The sequence below is a fragment of the Kytococcus schroeteri genome, from assembly GCF_042433515.1.
Taxonomy (GTDB): Bacteria; Actinomycetota; Actinomycetes; order Actinomycetales; family Dermatophilaceae; genus Kytococcus; species Kytococcus schroeteri.
The window spans coordinates 43,269-68,056 of sequence record NZ_JBHLVH010000002.1 but is presented as its reverse complement, the minus strand read 5'-3'; the positions used below and the strand labels follow the sequence as shown (position 1 = coordinate 68,056).

Genomic DNA, 24,788 nt, shown 5'->3' with positions numbered 1-24,788 from the left:
TGGTGCCATGGAGAGGTGGCGCGCCGCACGGCGTCAGGAACGGGCTGGCCGCGTGAGGGGAGCCCGCGACACCGGACCCCGTGCCACGGACCTGGCCGCGGAGGTGCAGGGGGAGCACGGGCCGTGGGTGGTGCTGATGCCGGGCCTCGGCATGGGCGCTGAGGCGTGGGACGAGGTGGCGGCCGACCTGGCCCGCGACCACCGTGTGGTGCGCTACGACCGGCCGGGGCTGGGGCGGGCCCGTGCCGAGCGGGTGGCCGAGCCGCACCTCCACGACGAGGTGGCCCACCTGCGCCGGGTGGTGCACGAGGTGGTGCCCGACCCCGCGCGGGTGTGGCTCGTGGCGCACTCGATGGCGCGCTTCATGGCCGAGGCGTACCTGCGCAGCGACCCGCACCGGGTGGCCGGGCTCGTGGCCGTGGACGGCTCCGTGGAGGAGGACCCACGCCTCCGGTGGCCCGTGGAGGACGACCTGCGCCACGCCCTGGCGGCCGGGCTGGGCTGGCTGCCCCTGGTGGGGCGCCGGGTGCGGTCCGCCTTGCTGGAGGACGCCGGGTACACCCGCATGGCCGCCGAGCTGCTGCGGCTGCGCCGGGCGCTTCCCCTGCCTGCGGTGCCGATGGTGCTGGTGGTGGCCGCCCGCCCGTGGGAGCCCGGTTCGCGGCGGTGGGTGCGGCGGCAGCGCCACCTCGCCCAGCGGCACCGGGTGGAGCTGCGGCGGACCCGCCCCGGGGAGCCGCTGCCCCGCATCCGCACCGTGGTGGTGCCCGACAGCGGCCACCTGGTGATGCGCGACCAGCCCACCCGGTTGGCCGCGATGGTGCGCGCCGCGGTGGCCGCTGGCCCGGTGCCTGGGGAGACCGGCTGGGGCTGAGGTGCCCGTCAGCCGGCGTGGGCGGCGGCGGCCGCCAGCTCCTCCATCTGTGCGCGCACGCGGGTGAAGGCCTCCCGGGTGATGGCCTGCCAGAGCCGCAGGGCCAGGCCGGAGTCCTCCACCTCCAGCTGGCGCAGGACCTCCGGGGAGAGCAGCCAGGTCTGCAGCTCCTCGCGGGCGGTCACCGTGGCCGCGTGCCGGCCGTCGCCCACCAGGCCGAACTCGCCGAAGCTGTGGCCCGGGCCCAGCACCGCCAGCCGCCGCAGCTCCGGGCCGCGCGTGGTGGGGTCGGCCACGTCCTGCTCGTCGCCGGCCGCCCCGGCCGCCCCGGAGGTGGTCTCCACGGTGCCGCTGGTGATGAGGTGGATGCCCACGAAGGGGTCGCCCTCGCGGATCACCACCTCCCCGGCGGCGTAGTGGCGCGACTCCATGCGGGCGTGCAGGGCCTTGGCGTCGGCGGCGTCGAGGGTGGAGACGACGCCCACGTCGCCCACCTCCACCTCCTCGAGGTCCAGGCCGGGTCCACCGTGCCGCTCCAGCAGCAGGTTCTCCACCGCCTCGACGCCGACGCGGCGCCGCGCCACCACCCGCACCGCGTCGCCCGCCAGGCCGCGGTCCGGGTCGTCCACGAGCACCAGCACGCGCCCGGCATCGGCCATGCCACGCGCCACGGCGGCCAGCCCCTCCCGGGCGAACTGCGGCACCACGGTGACGCGCCGGACGTCCAGCAGCACCGCATCGACCTCCTGCAGCGAGCAGAGCTCCCGCATCACCGACTCCGCGGCCCCGAAGGTGAGCGCCCCCTGCACCTCGATGACGCGCCCCCGGTGGCCCACGCGCTCGAGCACGGTGGCGGCCGCCGGCGGGCGGCGCACCCCGCTGGGCACCGCCGTCACCGGGTAGGTCACGCGCACCGCCGAGTGGGGCTCGCGCACGCCGTGCATGAGGTGCAGGTCCAGCTGGGCCGAGAGTGCCTCGCAGGCCAGCACGCCCCGCTCGGAGTTGCCGTGGCGGTCCAGCCGCGGGGAGTACACCGCGAACCCGGCCTGCCCGGGCACCACCACGAGGATGCCGCCGCCCACCCCGGACTTGGCCGGCAGACCCACGCGCACCATCCACTCGCCGGCGTCGTCGTACATGCCGCAGGTGCTCATGACGCCCAGCACGCGCTCCACCACGGCCTCGTCGAGCACGCGCTCGCCGGTCTGCGGGTGCACGCCGCCGGTGGCCAACAACGCCGCCATCATCGAGAGGTCGCGGACGGTCACGAGGATGGAGCAGGCAGCGAAGTAGTCGTCGGCCACGGCCTCGGGGGCCTCGGTGACCAGGTCGAAGCTGCGCATGAGGTGGGCCAGGGCCAGGTTGCGGTCGCCGTCCTCCCGCTCGAAGGCCAGCACCTCCTCGTCCACCTCCAGCGCGCGTCCGGCCATGCGGGAGTAGCCGCGCACCAGGCGGTCGCGGCGCGTGTCGCCCCGGGCCACCGAGCCCTCGTCGTGCGGGTTGGAGGACGAGCCGGCCACCAGCGAGGTGGCGGCGATGGCGCCGGCGTTGATGAGGGCGTTGGACGGCCGCCCGGTGCCCTCCTGCAGGGAGATCTCGTTGAACGCCTCGCCGGAGGGCTCCACGTCGATGACGGCGTCCACCGCCTCGAACCCGGAGTCGGTGAGCGCGATGGCGTAGGTGAACGCCTTGGAGATGGACTGGATGGCGAAGGACCGCTCGTCCTGGCCCACCGAGTAGGTGTGGCCGTCCACGGTGGTCAGGGCCAGGCCGAAGTCGTCGGCGTCCACCCCGCCGACCGCCTGCGCGAACGCAGCCACCTCCCCCTCGGTATGGGGCAGGAAGTGGTCGTGCACGCGGACCAGCAGGTCGGTCAGGGGCGTGTGCGGGGTCGGCTCGGCCATGCCGCGAGTCTCGCAGGTCCACGGTCCCGGACCGCGCCCCACAACACGACTTGGCACGGCACGATCTGGCCACGACCGGCATCGCAGGGGGTTCGCCACCGCCATGACGTCCACCCCCGTGACGTCCACCGGCGGCAGGGCACTCACCGCGTCCCCCGGGTCAGGTGCACGGTCGCCCGACCGGACGCGTCGCGCGTCACGGTGTGCTGCACCCCGGGGTGCTCCACCATGCGGTTGTGCCGGCCGCACAGGGGGATGGCATTGGCCAGGTCCGTCGACCCCCGCGGCGACCTGCCGGTCGGTGGCCCACCCCGCGGCGACCTGTCGCCACCCCGGTCGCCGGGTGACCCGCGTCGGGCTGCCCACGGCTGGTCGTGATGCACCTGACACCAGGCGAACGGGCGATCACACCCCTCGGCGGCGCACTCGTCGTACACCCGGGAGAGCGCCACTCGTTGCGCATCGGAGAAGAAGCGCCGTTGCCGCCCCAGGTCCAGCGGCATGCTCTCGCCACCCAGCACGCTGGGGACGATGCCGGCCTGTGCCGCGATCCGCCGGACCTCCCCTGCCGAGAGGCGGTGGGCGCTGTCGGTCACCCCGGCCCGTTCGGCCTCTCCCCGCAGGGTCTCCAGGTCGGTGTGGACCACGACGGTGGCGGCGACCTTCTGGTGCAGGTGCTCGGTCGGCAGCCGCTCGACGAGCTCGGCCAGGGCCAGGCCCCGCTCGTGCCACAGGTCCAGCTGCTGGTCGCGGGACTCCTCGTCGGTCCGCGACCGCCCCAGCACCGCGGCGGGACGGGTGCGACGAGCCGGCGACGCCATCGCCTGCAGCACCCGTTCCAGGGCCATGGCCTGGAGGGTCGGCAGGACGGCGTGCAGCACGGAGGTGCCGTCGGCGCGGTGCGTGATCGTGGCCCGGGTGGCCTGCCATGCGGCTTCCTCCTGACGGTGCAGCAGGTCGTTCTCGTGCTCGTCCACCTGTCGCCGGGTGCGGCCCACGGCCGCCAGCACCCGCCGCCCCGCTGCCCGGAGCGAGGCCGGGGAGAGGCGATGGGCCGATCGGGTCAGGTCGCGCTCGATCTCCTCGCGTTCCGCTGCCGTGACGTCCTCGGGGAGCTCGCGCAGCGTCGCCAGGATGACGTCCACGTGCTGCCGGCTGATGAGTCCTTCGTCGAACGCCCGCCCCGCAGGCGTTCGCCTCCGTGCGGCCATCCTCTCCGCATCGTCCGGCACCTCCGGGTCACCCGCCGTCCTGCCCGTCGTGGCCAGGCTCTCTCGCCCCACGGGCGCCACGGGGCCGTTGCCCAGCTCGCGGGCCAGGTGGGCGTCCTTGCGGGCAGCCGCCGGGTCCCGCTGCCCGTCCCGGGCGAAGAACTGCCCCTCGTCCAGCAGCGTCGAACCACCGCGCTCGCGACATCCCGCCATGAGGTGCCCCACCCGCAGACGGGCGGACTCCAACCGGTTGACGGCTCGGTTCACCTCCGCCGAGAGGGAGCCCAGCGCTGCGGCGTCCACGCCCGGCGCGGTGGGAGCGAGCGACGACAGGGTCTGCAGCAACTGGTCGGTGGCTCGGTGGGCCTCCGCGAGGGCGGCACGTGCATCGTCCACCGACGGTCGCGCCCGGTCCGCCGCCTGCCGCGCGGCATCCACCCCCGGCCCTGCCGTGGTGTGCGAGATCCCCATGATCACCCCCCGTGACCCTCGTGCGCCCGGCGCGGTAAGCCCGTGCCCTTGACCCAAGGATAGTACAGATGAACGAGCACATGCAACACGTGTACCCATGTCCACCCGGTGCGACCATGTCCGCCATGGATGCCGTGCAGCACGTGGACGCCGTGACCCGTCGGGTGGAGCCCCTGGGCGAGGGCTGGGTGCTCTCCCTCTCTCGCGTGGTGCCCGGGGTGCCGCGCACGGTGTGGCCCCACTGGCAGCAGGCCGTGGCCAGTACCGGTGCGCGTGCCGACGAGCTGCTGGACCCCGAGGGCTGGCGCGGCAGCCTGGAGGTGGACGGGGTGACCTCCTGGGTGGCCGCGGACCTGACCCGTGACGGCGGGCAGACGGTGCTCACCGTGCAGCACGCCCTGCCCGCCGGGGTGGTGGACGGGCCGCAGCAGGACGTGGCCGCGGCGCTCGTGGCCCGGGGACTGGTGTGGGACCGGCTGCTCTGGGGGCTCGGCCGCGCCGTGGAGGCCGAGCGGGGCGAGCTGGAGGACGTGCCCGCCCGCGAGGACGAGGCGGCCGACGCAGCATCGGAGCTGTGGCGGGTGGCTGCGCGACAGGCGGGCATCCACCCGCGCTGAGGGGCGCGCCCCCATCGGGCCCGGGGAGCCGGTGCTCAGGCCAGGCCCATGTGGCGGGCCTCCTCCCACAGCTCCTCGCGCACGCTGGGGTGCGCCGCGTTCTCGATGATGCCGGCCGCCTGCTCCCGCTCCGAGAGACCCCACAGCCGCGCCACGCCCTGCTCGGTGACGACGGCCGTCTGCTGGAAGCTGGTCACCGGCTCGTCGAGCAGCGGCACCACCGTGGACACGTCTGCCCGCGGGTGCCATGAGCGCAGCCCGATGAAGCTCTGCCCGCCCGCCGAGTGCAGCGCGCCCACGATGAAGTCGGTCTGCCCGCCGAAGCCCGAGTGGATGTGCGCGTCGATGCGCGAGGCGTTGGCCTGGCCGAAGAGGTCCACCTCCAGGGCGGCGTTGATGGAGGTCATGGCCCGCTGCTGCGCGATGCGCCCCGGGTCGTTGGTCTTCTCCGTGCGGAGCATGCGCACCTGCGGGTTGCCGTCCACCCAGTCGTAGAGCTCGGTGGACCCGAAGCAGAAGGACGACGTGATGGGCGCCTCCGGGTCCAGGGCGTCCTGTCGGTGCAGCTCGAGCACGCCGTCGCTGAACATCTCGGTCCAGATGCGCAGGTCGCGGCGGCCGGTGAGATTGGCCAGCACGGAGTCAGGCACCGCACCGATGCCCATCTGCAGCGTGGCGCCGTCGCCGATGAGGGCCGCCACGCGCTCGCCGATGACGCGCCCCGCCTCGTCCGTGGCCGGTGCGCCGTCGTGGGCGGCCAGCGGGGCGTCCACCTCCAGGGCCAGGTCCACGTGCTCCACCGGCACCTGCGCGTCGCCGTAGGTGTACGGCATCCGCGGGTTGACCACGGCCACCACCAGCCCGCCGCGGGCCCGGCACGCCTCGATGGCCGCGGGCATGATGTTGGTCTCCAGCCCCAGGCTCAGCTGGCCGTCGCGGGGCGGGGCGCAGTGGGCCAGCACCACGTCCGGCGGCAGGGTGCTGCTGAACAGCAGGGGCACCATCGAGAGGCGGCTGGGCACGTAGCGCAGGCGGGGGTGGCGGCGCTGACCGGGGCCCACGAAGGAGGTCTCGACGGTGACGCCCTCACGGTCCGGCAGGCCGGGCGGGCCGTTGAGCACGTTGAGCACGTACTGCGCGCAGGACCGGTCGGCCACGGCCACGGCCTCCCACGGCACGCACATGTTGCCGCTGGCCACGATGCGGGGGGTGCCCGGCAGGGCGGACAGTCGGGACTCCAGGGCCTCGGCGCTCACGGTCTGCATGGGGAGATGGTGCCCGATGGGGCGGTGTCCGGCCACGGGCGGTCGCGGCCGGGGGGGTACCACGGCCTCCGCAGGCCAGTCCGGCGACACCGCCGCCACCACCTGCGTGAGCCGCCCGTGGGGATCCGGTGCCACGCAGCGCGACTGGCCCGGCATCGACTCCGGCTCCTAACTCGACGGCGCCCGCGCCACCCGGCACACCTGCACCGACCGCGTCGTGTTCGACCTGGGTCGAGTGAAGCGCGAGGACGTCTCCTACGACGTGCGCTATGTGGGCGCCGTGCACAACGACTTCAGCGGCAAGAAGGTGCCGTTGGACGGCGGCGCCTTCCTCGAGCTGCACCTCGGCTCGCCGGCCCACGTGTGGAAGGACGGCCGGGTCGTGCCCACCTGGGCACCGGCCAACCCGATGCGCGCCGTGAACGTCTCCGGATTCCGCACGCTGCGCCAGGTGGCCCTGGTGTCGTCGTGGGAGGGCCCCTCGTCGCGTCACCGCGCGGTGCGCTCGTTGGTGGACTCCCCGGCCCGGTCGCCGAGGGTGGTCAGGGCGTCGACCACTCGTCGGGCCCGGCCGCGCAGTCCCTGGCGGGCCACCCGTCCCTCGACGGTGGTGCCGGGGCCCAGCGGGTCGACCGCCTCGGCGCCGGGCAGCACCCGGTTGACCAACCCCATGAGGCGGGTGGTGAAGGAGGGGGCCAGCCCGTGCACGCGCGAGCCCACCTGGGTCACCGGGGTGAGCATGACGTGCGTGTGACCCTCCAGCACGCCGTGCACCATCCTCTCGGCGGCGCGCTCGGCGTCCATGGACAGCAGGGGCAGCGAGGCCGAGGGGCCGAACCAGGTGAACTCCCGGGCCGCGTCACCGGTGAACAGGGCGGCGTCGTGCGAGCCGGTGCGCATGAGGCCCGGCACGATGGTGGTGGCCGTGACGCCGGTGCCGGCCAGCTCGGCCGTGAGGCCTTCGCTGAAGCCGACGGCGCCGAACTTGGCCGTGGAGTAGGGCAGCAGGTGCGGGGGCGCCACCTTGCCGCCGACGCTGGTGACGGTGCCGATGCGGCCGCGTCCCCGCTGCCGCATGTGCGGGAGCACCTGCATCGTCACGTTCACCGGACCCATGAGCATGGTGCCGACGGCCTGGTCGAAGTGCTCCAGGGTCATCGCCTGCGCGGGCCCCACCTGGATGATGCCGGCCACCGTGAGCAGCACCTCGATGGGGCCGAGGTCACGCTCCACACCCTCGACGAGCGCGGTCACGGCATGGCGGTCGGAGACGTCGCAGGGGGCGATGTCGACGGTGGCCTCGGGGTGCTCGGCGAGCAGCTGGGCGCGGGCGGCCTCCAAGGACTCCTGGCTGCGCGAGGAGAGCACCACGCGGTGGCCGTGCTGGATGAGCTGCTCGGCACAGAGCAGGCCCAGCCCGCGCGATGCCCCCACCACCAGGGCCAGTGGTTCGCCGCCACGGGGTGCCGGGCGGGCGGTGCCTGCGGACGGGGACGTGGCCGGGCGGGCGGACGGGGAGGGGAGGGTGGACGGTGTGCTCGACACGGTGGAGTCCATGCCTCCACGGTAGGGGCGCGGCGCTCACCGCGCGCGCTGGACGGATCACGTCTAGCGTGGAGCCGACCGAGCAGGACCCCCATCCGGCCCCGGCCGGGCAAGGAGCAGGACCATGCGCGCACTGACCTGGCAGGGCCCCCAGGACGTCCGGGTGGAGACCGTCCCGGACCCCGTCATCCAGCAGCCCACCGACGCGATCGTCCGTGTCACCTCGACCGCCATCTGCGGCTCCGACCTGCACCTGTACTCGGTGCTCGGGGCGTTCCTGCACCCCGGGGACGTGCTGGGCCACGAGTTCATGGGCGTCGTGGAGGAGGTCGGGCCCGAGGCCGCGGCGTCCGGGCTGTCCGTCGGCGACCGCGTGGTGGTGCCGTTCAACATCTCGTGCGGCCACTGCTGGATGTGCTCCCGTGGGCTGTTCGCCCAGTGCGAGACCACGCAGAACCGCGACCAGGGCAAGGGGGCCTCGCTGTTCGGGTACACCGATCTCTACGGCGCGGTGCCCGGCGGCCAGGCCGAGTACGTGCGCGTGCCGCAGGCCCAGTTCGGACCGGTGACGCTGCCCGAGCACGGCGCCGACGAGCGCTACCTGTACCTCTCGGACATCCTGCCCACCGCGTGGCAGGGCGTGCAGTGGGCCCAGGTCCCCGAGGGCGGCACGCTGGCCGTCTTCGGACTGGGTCCGGTGGGGCAGTTGGCCGTCCGGACCGCGCTGCGGCTGGGGAGGGTCGGCCGCGTCATCGGGGTGGACCTGGTGCCCGAGCGCCTGGCAGCCGCCCGCGCCTGGGGCGCTGAGGTGGTGGACCTGAACCAGGTGGACGGGAAGGGCCGCAAACCGGAGGAGGTCGGCCGCGCCATCGCGGAGCTCACCGACGGGCGGGGTGCCGACGGCGCCCTGGACGCGGTGGGCATGGAGGCCCACGGCAACCCGGTGGCCGAGCGCGTCATCACCGCCGCCGGCCGGCTGCCCGGGGTCATCGGCAAGCCGGCCATCGAGAACGCGGGCATCGACCGCCTCGCGGCGCTGCACGGCTGCATCGAGTCGGTGCGGCGCGGTGGCACGGTCTCGATCTCGGGCGTCTACGGGGGCATGGTGGACCCGATGCCGATGATGACCATGTTCGACAAGGGCATCGCGATGCGGATGGGCCAGTGCCACGTCAAGCAGTGGACCCCCGAGCTGTTCGACGTCGTGACGCAGGACGAGGACGTGCTGGGCCTGGAGGACCTTGCCACCCACCGGGTGGGCCTGGAGGACGCCCCGCGCATGTACGAGGTCTTCCAGAAGAAGCAGGACAACTGCCTCAAGGTGGTCATGACCCCCTGACGCGCGTCCCGTGGGCCGAGTGCCCCACCCCTGCAGGGCACTCGCCGGCAATCACCGCCAGCGGGTGCCCTGCAGCAGTCCGATGAGGTGGTCCAACACGTCCTCGCCGGCGCCCAGCCCGTTGTGCTCGTGCGCGCTGGTCTCGTACACCCGGGCGTCCTGGAGCAGCGCGGCCGTCTCCAGCGAGAAGTCGCGCGGCACGTAGGCGTCGTTGCTGTAGACCGCCGCGGCCACGGGCACGTCAGCCCGGCGCAGCGCCTCGGCCGGGTAGAGCTCCGCCCACTCGACCTCGGCCAGCAGGTCGGTCGCCTCCGCGAACGGTGCCAGCAGGCTGTCCTCGGTGAACAGCGACCGGTGCAGGTGCTCCCCGCCCAGCAGCGTCGGGTCCGCCGCCACCGCACCGGGGATCGTGCGGTCGGCCGCCCAGCGGGTGGCGACGCCGTCCGCCATCGAGGACTCGTGCAGGACCGAGTAGAAGGGGTTGCGACCGCCGAACGGCAGCATCCCCTCGAGGTCGGCCGCGAAGGCCGATGACGTGTGGTCGCGCTCCAGCAGGTGGTGCAGCCGCTCGGAGCCCCAGGACATGCCCAGCCCGTGGCCGACGGTTCGGAAGCGCTCGGGGGAGACGACGTCGCCGTTCGGCAGGACGATCTCGCCGTCGGCCGCGCGCTCGGTGAGCTCGGCGATGCGGGCGCGGTCGCCGGGGAAGCGGCGGTGGTGCTCCTCGGACTTCCCGATCATCAGCTCCCAAGTGGCGCCGTAGACCTCCTCGATGGTGTGGTCCACCGGCGGCAGACCGCCGGTGATGAGCGCACCGGCCAGGGACTCGGGGTGGGTGGCGAGGTAGTGCAGGGAGGTGAAGCCGCCGAAGGACTGCCCGAGGACGGTCCACTGCTCGGCCCCCAGGGCTTCGCGCACCAGCTCGCAGTCCGCGACGATCGAGTCCGCCCGGAAGTGCTGCAGGTAGGCGGCCTGCTGGGCGGGCGTGGTACCGGCCAGGACGCCGGTCAGCCCGGGCGCGGTGCGGCGCGGCCCCAGGGTGCTCCCCACGGGGGTGGACAGGCCCGTTCCCCGCTGGTCCAGCATCACCACCTGGTAGTCCTGCAGGGCACGCCGCAGCCACGACGGGCTCGAGAGGGTGAGGGAGGGACGTGGGGCCTCGCCGCCCGGGCCGCCCTGCAGGAAGACCAGATACGGCTTGTCCGCCCCGTCGGTGCCGGTGACCACGCGGGCGAAGAGCTCGAGCGTGTCTGCGGGCAGGGCCACGTCCGCCGGGGCGTCCGGGCCGGTCGCCGGAGGCCGGGACAGGCCGTGGTCGACGGGCGCCTCGAGGCGCAGGGTGCGGATGGTCAGGCCGGGCTGGTACTCGGTGGTCTGCTGCATGCGCCGAGCCTAGGGCCCGTGACACCATCACCCGATGCGTCTGTGGAGTGTGCACCCCGCCCAGCTGGACCGTGCCGCCCTGGTGGCCGGCTGGCGGGAGGGTCTGCTGGCGCAGAAGGTGCTGCGGGGGCTGACGAAGGGCTACACGCAGCATCCCCAGCTGGAGCGCTTCCGGGCGCTGGACGACCCGGTGCTCGGCATCGCGACCTGGCTGCACGGCCTCGCCGATGCCGCCGACGCCCGCGGCTACCGGTTCGACCGCACCCGGGTGGTCTGCGATGCCGACCCGCACCTGCGCCTGCCGCTCACCGACGGGCAGCTCGCCTTCGAGTGGGAGCACCTGGGGGCCAAGTGCCGCCAGCGCTCACCCGAGTGGTGGGCGCAGGTGGGGAGCGACGAGCCCCGACCCCACCGCCTGTTCGTGGTGGAGCCGGGGCCCGTGGCGGCGTGGGAGCGCCCCTGAGGGACGCCCCGGCGCGTCACTCGGTCTCGCTGGCCTGCAGGCTCTTGGTGGGCGCGTCACCGGCGCGGTCGCTGGCCTGCGCGTCGGTGTCGTCGTGGTCGTCGATCCACTCCTGCGGGTCCTTGTCCTGCGGGGTGATGCCCTTCGCGGCCTTGAGCGCCTCGTAGCGCAGGAACTCCACGGCGATGTCGTGGCGCAGCTGCAGCGATGCCTGCTGGCGGAAGTCCAGCAGGTCCTGGCGCTCCTCCTCGCCCATGTGGGTGGAGTTGGCCACGTTGGCGTCCACCACGGCCTTCCACCACGCCTCGGAGCCCACCTCCTCGGCGTCCGCCCGGCGCACCGCCTCGCGGATGGAGTTGTGGTCCTCCAGCGCGTCCTCGATCTCGTGCTCGGCGTTCGGGGCGTCCGCGCCGCCGGTGCCCAGGGTGAGCAGGTGGGGGTAGAAGTACTTCTCCTCGGCCTCGGCGTGGGTCTCCAGCAGGATCGCCAGCCGCTTCCACACGGCACCCAGGCCCTCGGTGTCGGTGCGGTCCCACTCCTCGAGGTAGGAGAACAGGGTGCGCTGCTCGTCGTGCTGGCGCTGGATGATCTGGCAGATGTCCATGGGGCCTCCCGGGTGGTGGTGGGTTCCCAGGCAGCCTAGAGGCGACCGCGCCCCGCCGCCTGTGGGAGGCGGACGGGGCGCGGGGGCGCGGGACGGGTCAGGCGCGCTGGCCCGCGCGCTCCTGGTGGCGCACCGTGAGCACGCCCAGCCCGGAGAGCACCGCCAGTGCGACGGCGCCGGCCACCAGCGTGGGGCGGGTGTCGGGCGAGAGAGCCATGGCCACCAGCACGACGGCGAAGAAGGCCAGGGCCAGCAGGGAGGGCAAGGGCCACCCGGGCATCGCGAACTCGCCGCGCTCGAGCCGGCCGCGGGCCACCTGGCGGCGCATCACGAAGTGCGCCACGAGGATCGTCCCCCACACGAAGATGGTGGTGAAGCTGGCCAGCGACGCCAGCAGCATGAAGATCACGCCGGGCCAGATGACGTTGGCCACCAGCCCCAGCACCAGGCCCGCACCCACCACGGTGATGGCACCGGTGGGCACGCCCTGGGCGCCCACGTGGCGCAGCGCGGCCGGGGCGCGACCGTGGTCGGCCAGGCCGTAGAGGGTGCGGGCGGTGGCGAAGACGATGGCGTTGAGCGCGGAGAACGCCGCGATGATGACCACGGCGTTGAGCACGTGGCCGGCGGCGGGCAGGCCCACGGCATCGAGCACCTGGACGAAGGGGGACTGCTCCCCGTCGATGCTGTTCCACGGGGCCAGCGCCAGCATGATGCCCACGGACCCCACGTAGAAGATGAGGATGCGCCAGGGCACCGTGTTGATGGCCTTGGGGATGGCCGTACGGGGGTCCCGCGCCTCGGCCGCGGTGAGGCCCACGGTCTCCACGCCGCCGAAGGCGAACACCACGATGGTCAGGGACATGACGATGCCGCTGATGCCGTGGGGGGCGAAGCCGCCGTGCTGCCACAGGTGGGAGATGCTCGGCTGGCTGCCGGGCAGGCCGGACCCGGAGGCGAGCAGGCCCAGGCCGAGCAGGATCATGGCCACGATGGCGCCCACCTTGAGCAGGGTGAGCCAGAACTCGGCCTCGCCGAAGTACCGCACGGCGGCGACGTTGAGCAGCAGCACCAGGGCGATGACGCCGGCGATCCACACCCAGCCGGGCACCTCGGGCCACCAGCGGCCCAGGTAGATGCGCAGGGCGGTGGCGTCGGCGATGCCCACCAGGAGCATCTCCAGGGCGAAGATCCAGCCGAGCACGAAGCCCGGGACACGGCCCAGGTAGCGCTCGGTGAAGTCCACGAAGCTCGTGGCGTCCGGCTGGCGCACGACCATCTCGCCCAGGGCGCGCATGACGACGTAGATCGCCGCGCCGGCCAGGGCGTAGGCCACCAGGACGGCGGGCCCGGCCACCTGGATGGCGCCGGCGGAGCCGAGGAAGAGCCCGGTGCCGATGGCGGTGCCGAGCGCGATGAACATGACGTGCCGCGTGCTGAGGCCACGGTCGAGGGCGCGGGGCGCTGCGGCGTCCTCCGTGGGGGCGGGGGGCAGGGGGGTGGCCACGGGGGGGTCCTCTCGGGGATGGGTGAGTGCGCAGAACCGTAGGGCATGTGGGGGCGGTCCGTGGGGTCGGGTGCGGGCCGGTGCGCTGGTCGGAGGGGCTCGCCCCGCGCAAGAAGTAACACAGGGTTTGGAGAAAAAACACGCTGCGTGACCCCATGGTGGGGCGCTCGTGCGGCCGCACCGTCCCGACCCCTCATCGACCCCTTGGGAGTTCTCCGTGGTCCTCGTCGGCGCCCTGCTCGGTCTCGTCATGCAACGCGGCCGCTTCTGCGTCACCGGCGCTTTCCGCGACGTGTGGCTCAGCGGCTCCACGCGCTGGCTCACCGCCTTCGGCCTGGTCGTCGCCCTGCACGCCGTGGGCTACCTCGCGCTCACCGCCACCGGCGTGGTCTCGCCCGAGGTGGACCCGCTGCCGCTGGGTGCCGCCGTGGTGGGTGGCCTGGTGTTCGGCGCCGGCATCATCGCCGCCGGAGGGTGTGCCACGGGCACCTACTACCGGGCCGACGAGGGCCTGGTGGGCAGCTGGTTCGCGCTCACCTTCTTCGCCCTCTCGGCCGCGGTCATGAAGTACGGCCCGCTGGCCGGCGGCTGCACCGTGGGCCACGGCATGGTGGCCACCGCCCAGCTCAGCTGGGAGGGGTGGGGCGCCACCGGCTCGATGCTGCTGGGCGCCACGACGTGGGCACGCGCCTGTTCGTGACCGCCCGTCAGGGCCGTACCGCCAGGGCCGACGCGGCGGACCAGCCCGCCACCGAGCGCCCCGCTCCGGCCCTCACCCCGGTGGACGAGCGCCCCGCTCCGGTGCTCACCCCCGTCGGCTGAGACGTCCCGCTGGGGCGGGTGCGGTGACGCGCTCGCCCCAGCACTCCCCTCGACACCGACACCGACCCCCGACTCCCCCAGGAGGACCCCGTGACCACCTACGCCCTCGACACCGCCGGGGACGTCTGCCCCTTCCCGCTCGTGGACGCACGCCGCGCCATGGAGCAGCTGCAGGTGGGCGACCAGCTGCGCATCGACTTCGACTGCACGCAGGCCACCGAGAGCCTGCCCCAGTGGGCCGCCGAGGACGGCCACGAGGTGACGGCCTTCGACCGCACGGGTGACGCCGCGTGGACGATCACCGTCCGCAAGGGGAGGTGAGCCGCCGCTGGGGCCTACGCTCGGGGACATGACTCCCAGCAGCCCAAGCGGTCCCCCTGCCGGCGAGCAGTCCCGCCCGCAGCTCAACCCGTCCTCCCAGCCGGCCGTCGTTCCGGGTGCGTACGGCCCGTACCCGGGCGGTCCCGGCCAGGAGGAGCACCCCGACGGCGTGCCCGTGTTCGTGACGGGCCTGCTGAGCCTCATCGCGTTCCCGCCCATCGGGTTCCTGGCCTGGGTGATGGGCAACCGGGCCCGCCGTGACATCCGCTCGCAGCCGGGGCGCTATCGCAACGAGGGCCTCGTGACAGCCGGCTGGGTGATGGGCATCATCGGCGGACTCATCACCCTGTTCCTCGGTGCGCTGTTCGTGCTGATGTTCGGCCTGGGCATCGGCGTCCCGATCCTGATCGGCCTCAGCGAGGCCTGAGCCCCGCCCCCACGGCGCGGAGGGGCGCCCACCACCACGGTGGGCGCCCCTCGCGCGTGTTCCGGGGACGACGGGACGCGGCTCAGCCGACCAGCCCCACCTCGGTGGCGAGGAAGAACACGGTGAAGCCGGCGAGGAAGACCAGGCCCACCCACGAGAGGGCGCGCAGCCACGCGGGCAGGTGCTCCTCGCGGCGCACCAGGCTGAAGTTGAGCCACGCGAACACCGGCGCGGTGACGAAGGCCACCATCATCGAGAAGCGCAGCAGCTCGCCCATCTGGGCGCTGAACCACAGGATGACGGCCAGCGACGCCACCGCGATGAGGGTGCTCCACAGGATGACCGCGGTGCGCCCGGCGTTGCCCCCGCCGCGGCGCAGGTGGTGCAGGGACTCGGCGCACGCGCGGCCGTACCCGTCCACCACGGTGATGGTGGTGCCGTACATGACCACGAACGCGAGCAGCGCCATGAGCGGGCGGCTCCACTCGCCCATGGTGGCGGTGTACATGCTGATGAGTTGCGGGATGTACGCGCCGCCGGCCATCTTGATCTCCACCCCGGTGCCGAACTGCACCAGGGCGCCCATGGCCAGGAAGAAGACCGCCAGCACGGTGGTGACCACGTAGCCCACGTTGAAGTCCCACAGCACGTCGCGCGCCGTGGACGGGGTGCGACGCTGCTTCTCGGCCACCCACAGCGACTGCAGGGCCGAGATCTCGATGGGGGCCGGCATCCAGCCCACGAGCGCCACGAGGAAGGGCACCGAGGCCAGCGTCCACGGGCTCGCGGCCACCGCGTCGGCGGCGCCCTGCGGGCCCTTGGCGGCGGCCACCACCACGGTGAGCACCGTGACCGTGGTGAGGATGACGACGATCACCTTGGTGAGGCCGTCCAGGGCGGGGAAGCGGCCGGCCAGCAGGATCACCCAGACCGACAGCATCATGAGACCGGCCACCCACGGCACGCTCAGTGACCACGAGGCGGGCAGGGCGAACTTCAGGATGACCGCGCACAGGATGCCCACGCCGGCGGCGGCGATGACGGCCGAGACCACGCAGAGCAGGAAGAACACCCAAAGGTAGCCGCGGCCCTTGCGGGCGTAGCCCTCCACGAGGTTGTGGCCGGTCTCCACCGTGTACTGGGCGCCGAAGCGGAAGAAGGGGTACTTGAGCACGTTGGCGGCCACGACCAGGCCCACCAGCTGCCACTGGAACAGGGCGCCGGCCTGGGTGGAGCTCACCAGGTGGGAACCGCCGATGGCGGCCGAGGCCATGAGCAGGCCGGGGCCCAGGGCGGCGACGCGAGAGCGCCAGGTGCTGGGGGCGCCGGGTGGCGCGGACGTGCGGGAGTCGGGCAGTGCGGTCGACATGGCAGCACCCTGCCGCCGGACGCCGACGGGGCCCCACCGCGACGTCGCGGTGGGGCCCCATCGTTGCCAATCCGTGACCTGGCCACGGGGCGTGCGTGTCAGGCGTGGGCGGGCACGGCGTCGATGGCCTCCTCGCCCATGTCCTCCAGCTCCTTGCCGTTGGTCTCCTGCACGTAGCGCCACACGAACAGCAGCGAGAGCAGGGCGAACGCGGCGTACAGGCCGTAGGCCAGGGTGAGCGACACCTCGGCCAGGCGCGGGAAGCTCATGGTGATGGTGAAGTTGGCCAGCCACTGCGCGGCGGCGGCCACGCCGAGGGCCAGGGAGCGGATCTTGTTGGGGAACATCTCGCCCAGCAGCACCCACACCACCGGGCCCCAGGTGATGCCGAAGGCCACGATGAACAGGTTGGCCGCCACCAGGGCGATGACGCCCCACGGCTCGGGCAGGGAGACGGTGTGCGTCTCACCCGAGCCGCTCACCACGGCCTGGGAGAACGCCACCGCCATCGTGGCCAGGGAGAGGAACATGCCCGCCGAACCGGCCAGCAGCAGCGGGCGGCGGCCCACCCGGTCCACCAGCAGGATGGCCACGATGGTCACCACGATGTTGGTGACCGAGGTGCCCACGTTGATGAGCAGGGCCTGCGACTCCTCGAAGCCGACGGCCTGCCACAGGGTGGAACCGAAGTAGAAGATGACGTTGATGCCGACGAACTGCTGGAAGACGCTCAGCAGGATGCCCACCCAGACGATGGGCTTGAGGCCGGCCGCGGCGCCCTTGAGGTCGGACAGCGACTGGCGCTCCTCGAGGTTGAGGGTGCGCTGGATGTCGGCCACCTTCTCCTCCACCTCGGCCTCGGGGGTGCCGATGACGTCGATGAGCAGGCGGCGGGCCTTCTCCACCTGGCCCTTGCCCACCATGTAGCGGGGGGACTCGGGGATGCTCAGGGCGAGCACGCCGTAGACCACGGCCGGCACCACGCCGGAGAGGAACATCCAGCGCCAGGCCTCGAGGCCGAACCACAGGTCCTGCGCGGCGCCGCCGGCCAGCTCGGCCAGCCAGGCGTCCACCAGCAGGGCGGCGAACAGGCCGATGACGATGGCCAGCTGCTGCAGCGAGCCGAGCTTGCCGCGGATGCGGGCCGGGGAGATCTCGGCGATGTACGCCGGGGCCAGCACGGAGGCCATGCCGATGCCGGCACCGCCGACGAAGCGCCAGGCCATGAGGTCCCACTCCGAGACGGTGAGGAAGCAGCCCAGCGAGGAGGCGGTGAACAGCACGGCGGCCACGACCATGGCGCGGGTGCGGCCGATGCGGTCGGAGACGGTGCCGGCGAACCAGGCACCCACCATCGCGCCGAGGAGGGCGATGGCCACGGTGAAGCCGATGAGGGAGGACGACAGGCCGAAGCGGTGCTGGATGGCGTTGACGCCACCGTTGATGACGGCGGAGTCGAAGCCGAACAGGAAGCCACCGAGCGCGGCGACGAGGGCGAGCATGACCACCTGCGAGCCGGACTCGGCGGCGGTGCCGGGCAGGCGGCTGGCCGGCGAGGCGCCGGAGGTGGAGGGGTGGAGCGGTTCAGTGGGCATCGGAGAAGTGTGCGGCCCCCGGGGGTCTGCGCGCCAATCCCGCTCGACCGCGCGGGGGCTCAACGGCCTCCCTCAGCCGGTGGATTCGGCGGTGAGCTCCAGGAAGGCGCCCAGGGTGAGCAGGTCGTGCGGCGAGGCCGGCGCGATGTCGGTGAGCGCCGCCGAGCGCACCACGTACGCGGCCACCTGTCCGCGGGAGACGGCCACGTTGAGGCGGTGCACGTCGAACAGGAAGGCCATGCCGCGCGAGACCCGGTCGCGGGCCGATGCGGTCATGGAGAGCACCACCACCGGGGCCTCCTGGCCCTGGAAGGCGTCCACGGTGCCCACGGCCACCTCGCCCAGACCGGCCCGCTCCAGGGTGGTGCGCAGCAGGGCGACCTGCGCGTTGTACGGCGCCACCACCAGCACGTCGGCCTCGGTGAGGGGGCGCTGCTGCTCGCCGGCCGGCAGGTTCTCGTCGGTGAGCGTGCGGCCCAGCAGGTCCTGCACGACCCGCAGCACCTCGTCGGCCTCCTCGGGGCTGGCCACGGCGTTGTCCTGGTGGTCCACCACGCGCACGTGCAGGCCGGGGGTCACCCCCTCGATGCGGCGGCCGGCGGTCACCTGCTCGTGGGAGCGCAGCCGGCCGTCGTAGGCCAGGGCGGAGACGCGGCGGGTGAGCTCGGGGTGCATGCGCCAGGTGGTGTCCAGGAAGTAGCCGAACCGCTCGGGCAGCACGTGCTCGGAGCCGATGAGCCAGCCGAGCGCGGAGTCGTCGAGCGGCTCGGGGTGGATGCCCTGGGAGACCTGCGGCAGCTGCTGCGGGTCGCCGAGCAGCAGGAGGTTGCGGGCGGCCCGGCTGGCGGCCAGCAGCGGCGCCAGGGAGAACTGGCCGGCCTCGTCCACCACCAGCAGGTCCAGTCCCTCGGCATCCAGGGCGGGGTTGGCGAAGGTCCACGCCGTGCCGCCCACCACGAACCCGTGGCCGGCGGCGGTCTGCTCCTCCACCCACGCCGCGGGCTGCCCGGAGCCCTTGATACGGGTGAACGCGGCCTGCGCGTTCTCCGGCCGGGCCTGCTTGCCCACGCGCACGTCGGGCACCCCGGCGCGCACGCAGGCGGCCAGGAAGTTCTCCACCGCGGCGTGCGACTGCGCCACCACGCCCACGCGCCACCCGCGGGCCACCAGGGCGGCCACCACGCGGGAGCCCAGGTAGGTCTTGCCGGTGCCGGGCGGGCCCTGCACGGCCAGGTAGCTGTTCTGCAGCATCTGCACCGCGGCGGTCACGGCGTCGACGGGCGTCTCGATGCCGGGGTCGCCCACCTGCGGCAGCAGGGTGCGCCGGGCATCGGGCCCGGGGGTCGTGTCGCTGCCGGTGTCGCCACCGGGGCCGTCCTCGCCGGTCGGGGCCTCCCCGTCGATCCGCGGTGCGCGGCGGGCCAGCACGTCGAGCCCGGCGGTGGCCGGCAGCGGCTCGGTGCTGCTGGCGTCGCGGTGGGCCAGCACGCCGGCGGCCAGCTCCAGCAGGGCGGCGTCCAGGTGGGTGGTGCTCGGCGGGGCGGTGGGGCCGAAGCCCACGGGCACTGCATCGGTGGGCGGCACCTCGGGGCGGTCCGCCCTGGGGCGCGGACAGGGCACGGTCACGGTGCACACCTGCAGGCCGGTGGCGGCGTCGGTGCGGGAGTCGGTCACCTCGGCCGAGGAGGGCCACGCCACGTGGGGGTACCCGCCCTCGGGCACCAGGCCCTGCGGGTGCGGGGCGCCGAACACGGCCACGAGTCCCGTGCCGGGCGGCACCGGTCGGCCGCCGGTGTCCACGCGCACCTCCAGGGTGCGCCGCGGGTTGCTGCGCGGGGTGGGGCGCTCCCACTCGTCGGTCCAGGTGGCGCGGTCCACGGTGGCCACGCCGGAGGTCAACGGCCACTCGGCCACGGGCAGGGCCAGGCGCTCGAAGTGCCCCCACCAGTGCGGTTTGTGCTCGCGGCGGTAGTACTGCGGGGCGGCGCCCACCATGGCCAGCGCCTGCTCGGCACCGGTGCGCTCGCCGGCCGGCGGCAGGCCCAGGGCGCGGAAGCGCTCCTCGGCCTCCTGCGCGGCCGCCCACCGGTCCGATGCGGTGGCCTCCGGCGTCTCGGGCAGCGCCGGTTCGGGCACTGTGGGCCCGGGTTCCTCGGCGTCGCCGTCCGGACCGCCACCGTCCCCCTGGGCGTGAACTCCGCACCGGTGCTGAACTCGACTGTCGAGTTCAGCACCGGTGCGGTTCTCGGTGCCGGTGCACTCCGGGCAGGCGCCCTCCGCCCCACTCGCGTCCGCCACGGCATCGCGCTGGGCGAGCAGCCAGTCACGCAGCCGCCAGGTGGACTCGCAGTCCAGCTCGTTGTACGCCCGGATGCGCTCCAGCATCCCGGCCGCGCGCTCGGCCTCCCCGGCGTCGCGGGCGGTGCAGTACCGCTGGTACTCCACGATCGAGTCGGCCCCACCGGTCACGCCGTCGGCCCCGCGGGCGGGCATGTACAGCGGCTCCAGCTTCTTGATGGAGTAGCTCGCCTGGCTCACCCGCACACCTGCGCGCACGGTGGCGTAGAGGTCCACGAACACGTGCTGGCGCAGCAGGTCGTCCAGCTGCTCGGCCCCGATGCCGTGCACCGCCGTGAGCCGCTTGAGGGCGGTCACCTCGTAGGCGGCGTAGTGGTAGACGTGCAGGTCCGGGTAACGGCGGCGCCGAGCGGCCAGCCAGTCCAGGAAGTCCGCCAGCGCCCGGCCCTCCTCGGCGCGGTCGTGCGCCCACCACGCGCGGTACCGGGCGCCGTGCTCGTCGGGCGGCCCGTAGGCGGCGGGGTCGTCACCACCGACGACGTCAGCCCCCTCGGGCACGTCCAGCACCTCCACGCCGAAGAGGTACTCCAGCCCGCTCGGCGCCCCCGGCGCGGGCCGCCACAGCGGGTCGCCCTCGAAGTCGAAGAACACGTCCCCCGGGCTCGGCGCGGGCAGGGCGGCCAACGCCTCGGCCGAGATCACCTCGCTGAGCACCACCTCCGGTGCCGCGGGGTCGGCCTCCCGTGCGGCGGCGGTGGCCTCGCGGGCCCGTACCTGCAGGGCGGCCTGGTCGCGCAGCGCCTCGAAGTCGGCCTGCCGGATGCCGCGCGGGCCCCGCTCGGCGGTGGCCAGCTGCGCCATCGTGGTGATGCCGTGGGCGTGCAGGGCCTTGCGTCGCGGCATCGACATGCGGGCCACGCCGAGCAGGTCGTCGCCCGCCGCGGCGCGGGGCGCGCACACGTCGCAGCGCCCGCAGGCGGCCACCCCCTCGGCGCCCCAGACCACCGACGCGCCACCCTCCCGGTGCGCGGTCACCAACCGGGAGAGCCGCGCCCACCGGTCACGCACCACCGCGGCGGTGGGGCCCAGCGGGTGGGCGTCCACGGCGCCGGTGCCCAGCACCAGCTCCACCTCGGGCGCCACGGGCACTCCCTGCCGCGTGAGGGCCTCGGCGTAGGCGGCCACCTGCAGCATCGAGGCCACGGTGGAGTGCGCGGCCAGCTTGGTGTCGCCCACGCGCCAGCCCTCGGGGGTGCGCACCACGAAGTCGGCCATGCCGCTCAGGGGCAGCAGGGGTGTGCCGTCGGCGGTGGTGCCCTCCAGCAGCACGGGGGCCTGGTGCACCACCTGCACGTCGGGGCGGCGGCACTGCTGCACCGTCCAGGCCATGCCGTCGGCCAGCGCGTTCCACGTGAAACCGCGCGGGCGCTCGCCGGTCACCACACCGGCACCGAACCGCTCGCGCAACCGCTCCAGCTCGCGCGTCTCGTGGGCCGTGCCCAGCTCCGCCAGGCGGTCGGCCATCGGGTCGTCGGCCACCTCGCGCGGGGCGCGGCCCAGCGTGACGTCCACGCGGTGCAGTAGCGCGAACTCGCACTCGCTGGCCAGGCGGAGGTCCTGGGCGCTGGTGGCCAGCGTCCCGTCATCGAGGAGGAACATGGCGCCACCCTAGGGGTGGGCACCGACACCCACGAGGGGTCGATGCGGTGGGCGCAGGTCTCCGCCGAGGGTCGCAGAGGGACGGGTCCGGTTGCCCCTATGGTGAAGACGTGCCCGCGGGAGCGGGCACCGTGCCGGGGAGGCACGTCTTCCCCGGGGCGTCCACACATCACGTACGTGCGTGCGTGACAACGAAAGGGATCCCATGACCATCACCAAGATCGCCGGTGGCTCCCTGGCCGCCGCCGTGGCCGTGGCCGGCCTGACCTTCGCCGGTGGCACCGCCGCCCAGGCCGCTCCGGGTGCTCAGGACAACCTGCCGACCTGCACCAAGTTCACGGGGAGCGGCTCGCACAAGATCACCGACGTCGACGGCAACGGCAAGGCCAGCGCCGGTGACAAGATCACCCTGACCGTCGTGCTGAAGAACGGCACCAAGTCGAACGTCCCCTTCCACGCCTTCAGCGCCCCGTACACGGACGCCAACGGCGGTGCCGCCTACTACTCCCTCACCACCAAGCAGGACACCCTCAAGGCCGGCGGCACCGTCACCCTGACCGGCACCCACACCATCAAGGAGGGTGACTTCGGCAAGACCAACCCGGTGACCCTGGTCGGCCCGGAGTTCGTCTACCACGAGAACAACGTGCCGTCCTGCAACGTGAAGCTGGCGAACGTGACCTTCCAGGGCGACGACCTGGGTGGCGACAAGCCGGCCCCCAAGCCGGAGCCGAAGCCCGAGCCCAAGCCGAAGCCGGAGCCCAAGCCCGAGCCGAAGCCGGAGCCCGGCCCCCCGGTGGACACCGGCTACATGGGTGAGGACAACACCGCCACCGCCGGCCTGGCCGGTGCGGGTCTGCTGCTGGCCGGTGCCGCCACCGTCGGCGCCACCCGCCTGCGTCGCAACAACTGACGCACGCACCCACGGCCGAGGGCCGGCTCCCCACCCGGGGAGCCGGCCCTCTCGCCGTACCTGTGGCCTGCCTCAGCCCTTCAGGCGCGGCAGGCGCGGGCGCCAGCGGCTCAGCGGCGAGTCGTCACCGGTGTGCCGCACGCCCTGGGCGCCCGGGTCGGTGGGACGGGCGCTCGGCGTCTCGATGGAGTCCACCACCTCCACCTCCGGGTACTCCGGGGTCCACATGAGGTTGGCGATGGTCTCGCGCGGGTTGTCCAGCTCCAGGGTGGCCACCCCCTCCTCGACGGCGGCGGCGGCCACGCGCTCGGCCACGGCCGCGGACACCGAGCGCAGCTCCCGCATCGAGGGCAGCACGGCCGCGCCCTGCGTGCCCACGGTGGTCATGTCGGCCACGGCCTGGGCGGCGGCGGTGATCATGCCGTCGGTCAGGCGGGTGGCGCGCACGGCCACGGTGCCCAGCCCCATGCCGGGGAACACCAGCGCGTTGTTGGCCTGGGCGATGGTGTAGGTCACCCCGTCGCGGACCACGGGCTTGAACGGCGACCCGGTGGCGATGAGCGCGCCGCCGTCGGTCCACTCCAGCAGGTCCTCCGGCACGGCCTCGGCCTTGGCGGTGGGGTTGCTCAGCGGCAGGATGATGGGCCGCTCGGTGACCGAGGTCATCTCGCGGACGATCTCCTCGGTGAACGCCCCGGCCTGCGCGGAGGTGCCGATGAGCAGGGTCGGCTTGGCCTGTCGCACGGTCTCGGCCAGCGAGTAGTTGCCGTCCTCGTCGGCCTGCCAGTCGGCCAGCTCGTCGGTGGGGCGGGCGTAGCGCTCCTGGAAGGGGCGCATCCTGCCGCCGGTGTGGATGAGGCCGCGGCTGCCCAGGCCCCAGAAGCGGCGGGTGGCCTCGTCGGCGTCCAGACCCTCGCTGATCATGATGTCGCGCATCAGGTCGGCGATGCCGATGCCGGCGGTGCCTGCGCCGTGGATGACCACGCGCTGGTCGGAGAGCTGCTCGCCCTTGGCCTTGCACGCCGCCAGGGCGGAGGCCACCACGACGGCAGCGGTGCCCTGGATGTCGTCGTTGAACGAGCACACCTGGTCGCGGTAGGTCTCCAGGATGCTGTGGGCGTTGGAGGCGCCGAAGTCCTCCCAGTGCAGCAGGGCCTTGGGGAAGCGCTCCTGCACGGCCTCCACGAAGTCGCCGATGAAGGCCTCGTACTCCTCGCCGCGCACGCGGTCACGGCGCAGGCCCAGGTAGTTGGGGTCGTGCAGCAGGGCCGGGTTGTCGGTGCCCACGTCGAGCACCACCGGGAGCACCCGCATCGGGTGGATGCCGGCCGCAGTGGTGTACACGGCGGACTTGCCGATGGCGATGCGGATGCCGCCCACGCCCTGGTCGCCGATGCCGAGGATGCCCTCGGAGTCGGTGACCACCACGATGTCCACGTCGTCCGGGCCGTTGCCGTAGGCGGCCAGCGCGGAGGCGATGCCCTCGGCGCCGCCGTGGTCTTCGATGGACAGGTAGATGCCGCGCTGACGGTCGAAGGTGGAGGAGAACTGCTGGATGGCCTCACCCACGGTGGGGGTGTAGATGATCGGCATCATCTCGTCGAGGTGCTCGGCCACCAGGCGGTGGAAGAGGATCTCGTTGAGGTCCTGCAGCGAGTTCAGGTACACGTACTTGGCCAGGTTGGTGGGCTGCATCTGGAACTGGCCGTAGCAGCGGCGCACCTGGTCGTCGATGGTGTTGACCGCCGGCGGGATGAGGCCGCGCAGACCCAGCGCGTCGCGGTCCTCCGGGCTGAAGGCGGACCCGCGGTTGAGCATGGGGCGCGCCAGGACCTGGCGGCCGCGGACGGCGATCTGGACGGTCTCGTGGCCGTCTTCGTTGCGGAACTGGTACTGGCGAGGCATGGAGCCAACGTAGTGCCCTGCGCGCCGCGCGTCGCGGGCGGTGCGCGGTGTACCGGGTGAGGGGGGTGGGATTGTCCTCGAGAGGCCGCGAGCCCTGCGGGATGGGGTGACGCGCACCCGGCGTGGTGTCGGCGTGATGCGTCACCCCACCTCATCCCGGACGGATCCGGGAACACGGGTAGCCCGCAGGTTGAGAGGGGCTCATCACTGAATCCTCAGTGCAGGGGAACTGTAGTCACCGAACCAGGGATCTGGAGTGTTTGAATCTCTCAACCTGGGGGTCTGGGGTTGACCAG

General features: G+C 73.5%; 20 protein-coding genes and 1 pseudogene. 10 read left to right on the top strand and 11 right to left on the bottom strand.

Annotated features, from left to right (window positions below):
• Positions 1 to 7 precede the first annotated feature (7 nt).
• Positions 8 to 874 (top strand): alpha/beta fold hydrolase, encoded by an 867-nt coding sequence (locus ACFFHC_RS00990; RefSeq protein ID WP_141494609.1) that lies wholly within the window; start codon positions 8 to 10, stop codon positions 872 to 874.
• Positions 875 to 882: 8 nt separating this feature from the next.
• Here ACFFHC_RS00990 and glsA read toward each other — a convergent pair whose 3' ends face one another.
• Both glsA and ACFFHC_RS00980 read right to left on the bottom strand, forming a co-directional pair.
• The gene (glsA, locus tag ACFFHC_RS00985; RefSeq protein WP_070705938.1) at positions 883 to 2,778 is read right to left on the bottom strand and encodes a glutaminase A; all 1,896 of its coding nucleotides are present in this window, start codon (positions 2,776 to 2,778) and stop codon (positions 883 to 885) included.
• A gap of 143 nt (positions 2,779 to 2,921) precedes the next feature.
• Positions 2,922 to 4,460, bottom strand: a complete 1,539-nt coding sequence (locus ACFFHC_RS00980; RefSeq protein ID WP_180802180.1) for a DUF222 domain-containing protein — start codon at positions 4,458 to 4,460, stop codon at positions 2,922 to 2,924.
• A 125-nt stretch (positions 4,461 to 4,585) separates the two neighbouring features.
• On the opposite strand from ACFFHC_RS00980, the gene ACFFHC_RS00975 reads away from it, so the two are divergent.
• Positions 4,586 to 5,077 carry a hypothetical protein gene (locus ACFFHC_RS00975; protein WP_379802549.1) on the top strand — a complete coding sequence of 164 codons (492 nt, stop codon included), beginning with the start codon at positions 4,586 to 4,588 and terminating at the stop codon, positions 5,075 to 5,077.
• 35 nt (positions 5,078 to 5,112) lie between these two features.
• On the opposite strand, the gene ACFFHC_RS00970 is transcribed toward ACFFHC_RS00975, so the two are convergent.
• Positions 5,113 to 6,342, bottom strand: coding sequence for an acetyl-CoA hydrolase/transferase family protein (locus tag ACFFHC_RS00970; protein WP_379802548.1), 1,230 nt, complete (start codon positions 6,340 to 6,342; stop codon positions 5,113 to 5,115).
• Between the two features lie 190 nt (positions 6,343 to 6,532).
• Between ACFFHC_RS00970 and ACFFHC_RS11585 the strand changes: the two are divergent.
• A pseudogene (locus ACFFHC_RS11585) lies at positions 6,533 to 6,817 on the top strand (AMIN-like domain-containing (lipo)protein); the annotation flags it as partial.
• A 14-nt stretch (positions 6,818 to 6,831) separates the two neighbouring features.
• On the opposite strand, the gene ACFFHC_RS00965 reads toward ACFFHC_RS11585, so the two are convergent.
• A complete protein-coding gene (locus tag ACFFHC_RS00965) occupies positions 6,832 to 7,899 on the bottom strand; it encodes an SDR family NAD(P)-dependent oxidoreductase (RefSeq protein ID WP_379802547.1) in 1,068 nt (355 codons plus the stop codon).
• A gap of 112 nt (positions 7,900 to 8,011) precedes the next feature.
• On the opposite strand from ACFFHC_RS00965, the gene ACFFHC_RS00960 reads away from it, so the two are divergent.
• Entirely contained in the window at positions 8,012 to 9,226 is a 1,215-nt protein-coding gene (locus tag ACFFHC_RS00960) for a zinc-dependent alcohol dehydrogenase (RefSeq protein ID WP_070705946.1), read from the top strand.
• A 51-nt stretch (positions 9,227 to 9,277) separates the two neighbouring features.
• Here the strand turns inward: ACFFHC_RS00960 and ACFFHC_RS00955 are convergent, their stop codons facing one another.
• Positions 9,278 to 10,609, bottom strand: a complete 1,332-nt coding sequence (locus tag ACFFHC_RS00955; RefSeq protein WP_379802546.1) for an alpha/beta hydrolase — start codon at positions 10,607 to 10,609, stop codon at positions 9,278 to 9,280.
• Positions 10,610 to 10,643: 34 nt separating this feature from the next.
• On the opposite strand from ACFFHC_RS00955, the gene ACFFHC_RS00950 reads away from it, so the two are divergent.
• Positions 10,644 to 11,072: a pyrimidine dimer DNA glycosylase/endonuclease V gene (locus ACFFHC_RS00950; protein WP_379802545.1), complete on the top strand. Its 429-nt coding sequence runs from the start codon at positions 10,644 to 10,646 to the stop codon at positions 11,070 to 11,072.
• 16 nt (positions 11,073 to 11,088) lie between these two features.
• Here the strand turns inward: ACFFHC_RS00950 and ACFFHC_RS00945 are convergent, their stop codons facing one another.
• Both ACFFHC_RS00945 and ACFFHC_RS00940 read right to left on the bottom strand, forming a co-directional pair.
• The gene (locus ACFFHC_RS00945) at positions 11,089 to 11,676 is read right to left on the bottom strand and encodes a hemerythrin domain-containing protein (protein ID WP_141494973.1); all 588 of its coding nucleotides are present in this window, start codon (positions 11,674 to 11,676) and stop codon (positions 11,089 to 11,091) included.
• Positions 11,677 to 11,773: 97 nt separating this feature from the next.
• Positions 11,774 to 13,183 (bottom strand): amino acid permease, encoded by a 1,410-nt coding sequence (locus tag ACFFHC_RS00940; protein ID WP_379802544.1) that lies wholly within the window; start codon positions 13,181 to 13,183, stop codon positions 11,774 to 11,776.
• Positions 13,184 to 13,400: 217 nt separating this feature from the next.
• Between ACFFHC_RS00940 and ACFFHC_RS00935 the strand changes: the two genes are divergently transcribed.
• The 4 genes from ACFFHC_RS00935 (at position 13,401) to ACFFHC_RS00920 (ending at position 14,753) form a co-directional block, all read left to right on the top strand.
• A complete protein-coding gene (locus ACFFHC_RS00935; RefSeq protein WP_238329909.1) occupies positions 13,401 to 13,883 on the top strand; it encodes a YeeE/YedE thiosulfate transporter family protein in 483 nt (160 codons plus the stop codon).
• The gene (locus tag ACFFHC_RS00930) at positions 13,880 to 14,005 is read left to right on the top strand and encodes a hypothetical protein (RefSeq protein WP_269149659.1); all 126 of its coding nucleotides are present in this window, start codon (positions 13,880 to 13,882) and stop codon (positions 14,003 to 14,005) included. The genes ACFFHC_RS00935 and ACFFHC_RS00930 overlap by 4 nt, the downstream gene beginning before the upstream one ends.
• A 90-nt stretch (positions 14,006 to 14,095) precedes the next feature.
• Positions 14,096 to 14,326, top strand: a complete 231-nt coding sequence (locus ACFFHC_RS00925; RefSeq protein ID WP_070705150.1) for a sulfurtransferase TusA family protein — start codon at positions 14,096 to 14,098, stop codon at positions 14,324 to 14,326.
• Positions 14,327 to 14,354: 28 nt separating this feature from the next.
• On the top strand, positions 14,355 to 14,753 hold the full coding sequence (locus tag ACFFHC_RS00920) for a hypothetical protein (RefSeq protein ID WP_101849135.1): 399 nt from the start codon (positions 14,355 to 14,357) through the stop codon (positions 14,751 to 14,753).
• Positions 14,754 to 14,835: 82 nt separating this feature from the next.
• On the opposite strand, the gene ACFFHC_RS00915 is transcribed toward ACFFHC_RS00920, so the two are convergent.
• The 3 genes from ACFFHC_RS00915 to ACFFHC_RS00905 all read right to left on the bottom strand — a co-directional run bounded on the left by ACFFHC_RS00915 (position 14,836) and on the right by ACFFHC_RS00905 (position 21,674).
• Positions 14,836 to 16,122 carry an NRAMP family divalent metal transporter gene (locus ACFFHC_RS00915; protein ID WP_101849134.1) on the bottom strand — a complete coding sequence of 429 codons (1,287 nt, stop codon included), beginning with the start codon at positions 16,120 to 16,122 and terminating at the stop codon, positions 14,836 to 14,838.
• 98 nt (positions 16,123 to 16,220) lie between these two features.
• A complete protein-coding gene (locus ACFFHC_RS00910; protein WP_379802543.1) occupies positions 16,221 to 17,717 on the bottom strand; it encodes a sugar porter family MFS transporter in 1,497 nt (498 codons plus the stop codon).
• Positions 17,718 to 17,789: 72 nt separating this feature from the next.
• Positions 17,790 to 21,674, bottom strand: coding sequence for a TM0106 family RecB-like putative nuclease (locus ACFFHC_RS00905; protein ID WP_101849132.1), 3,885 nt, complete (start codon positions 21,672 to 21,674; stop codon positions 17,790 to 17,792).
• A 205-nt stretch (positions 21,675 to 21,879) separates the two neighbouring features.
• On the opposite strand from ACFFHC_RS00905, the gene ACFFHC_RS00900 reads away from it, so the two are divergent.
• Positions 21,880 to 22,587: a hypothetical protein gene (locus tag ACFFHC_RS00900; protein WP_070703618.1), complete on the top strand. Its 708-nt coding sequence runs from the start codon at positions 21,880 to 21,882 to the stop codon at positions 22,585 to 22,587.
• Positions 22,588 to 22,659: 72 nt separating this feature from the next.
• Here ACFFHC_RS00900 and ACFFHC_RS00895 read toward each other — a convergent pair whose 3' ends face one another.
• Complete coding sequence (locus ACFFHC_RS00895) at positions 22,660 to 24,492, bottom strand: NAD-dependent malic enzyme (RefSeq protein WP_141494560.1); 1,833 nt, start codon at positions 24,490 to 24,492, stop codon at positions 22,660 to 22,662.
• Positions 24,493 to 24,788 lie beyond the last annotated feature (296 nt).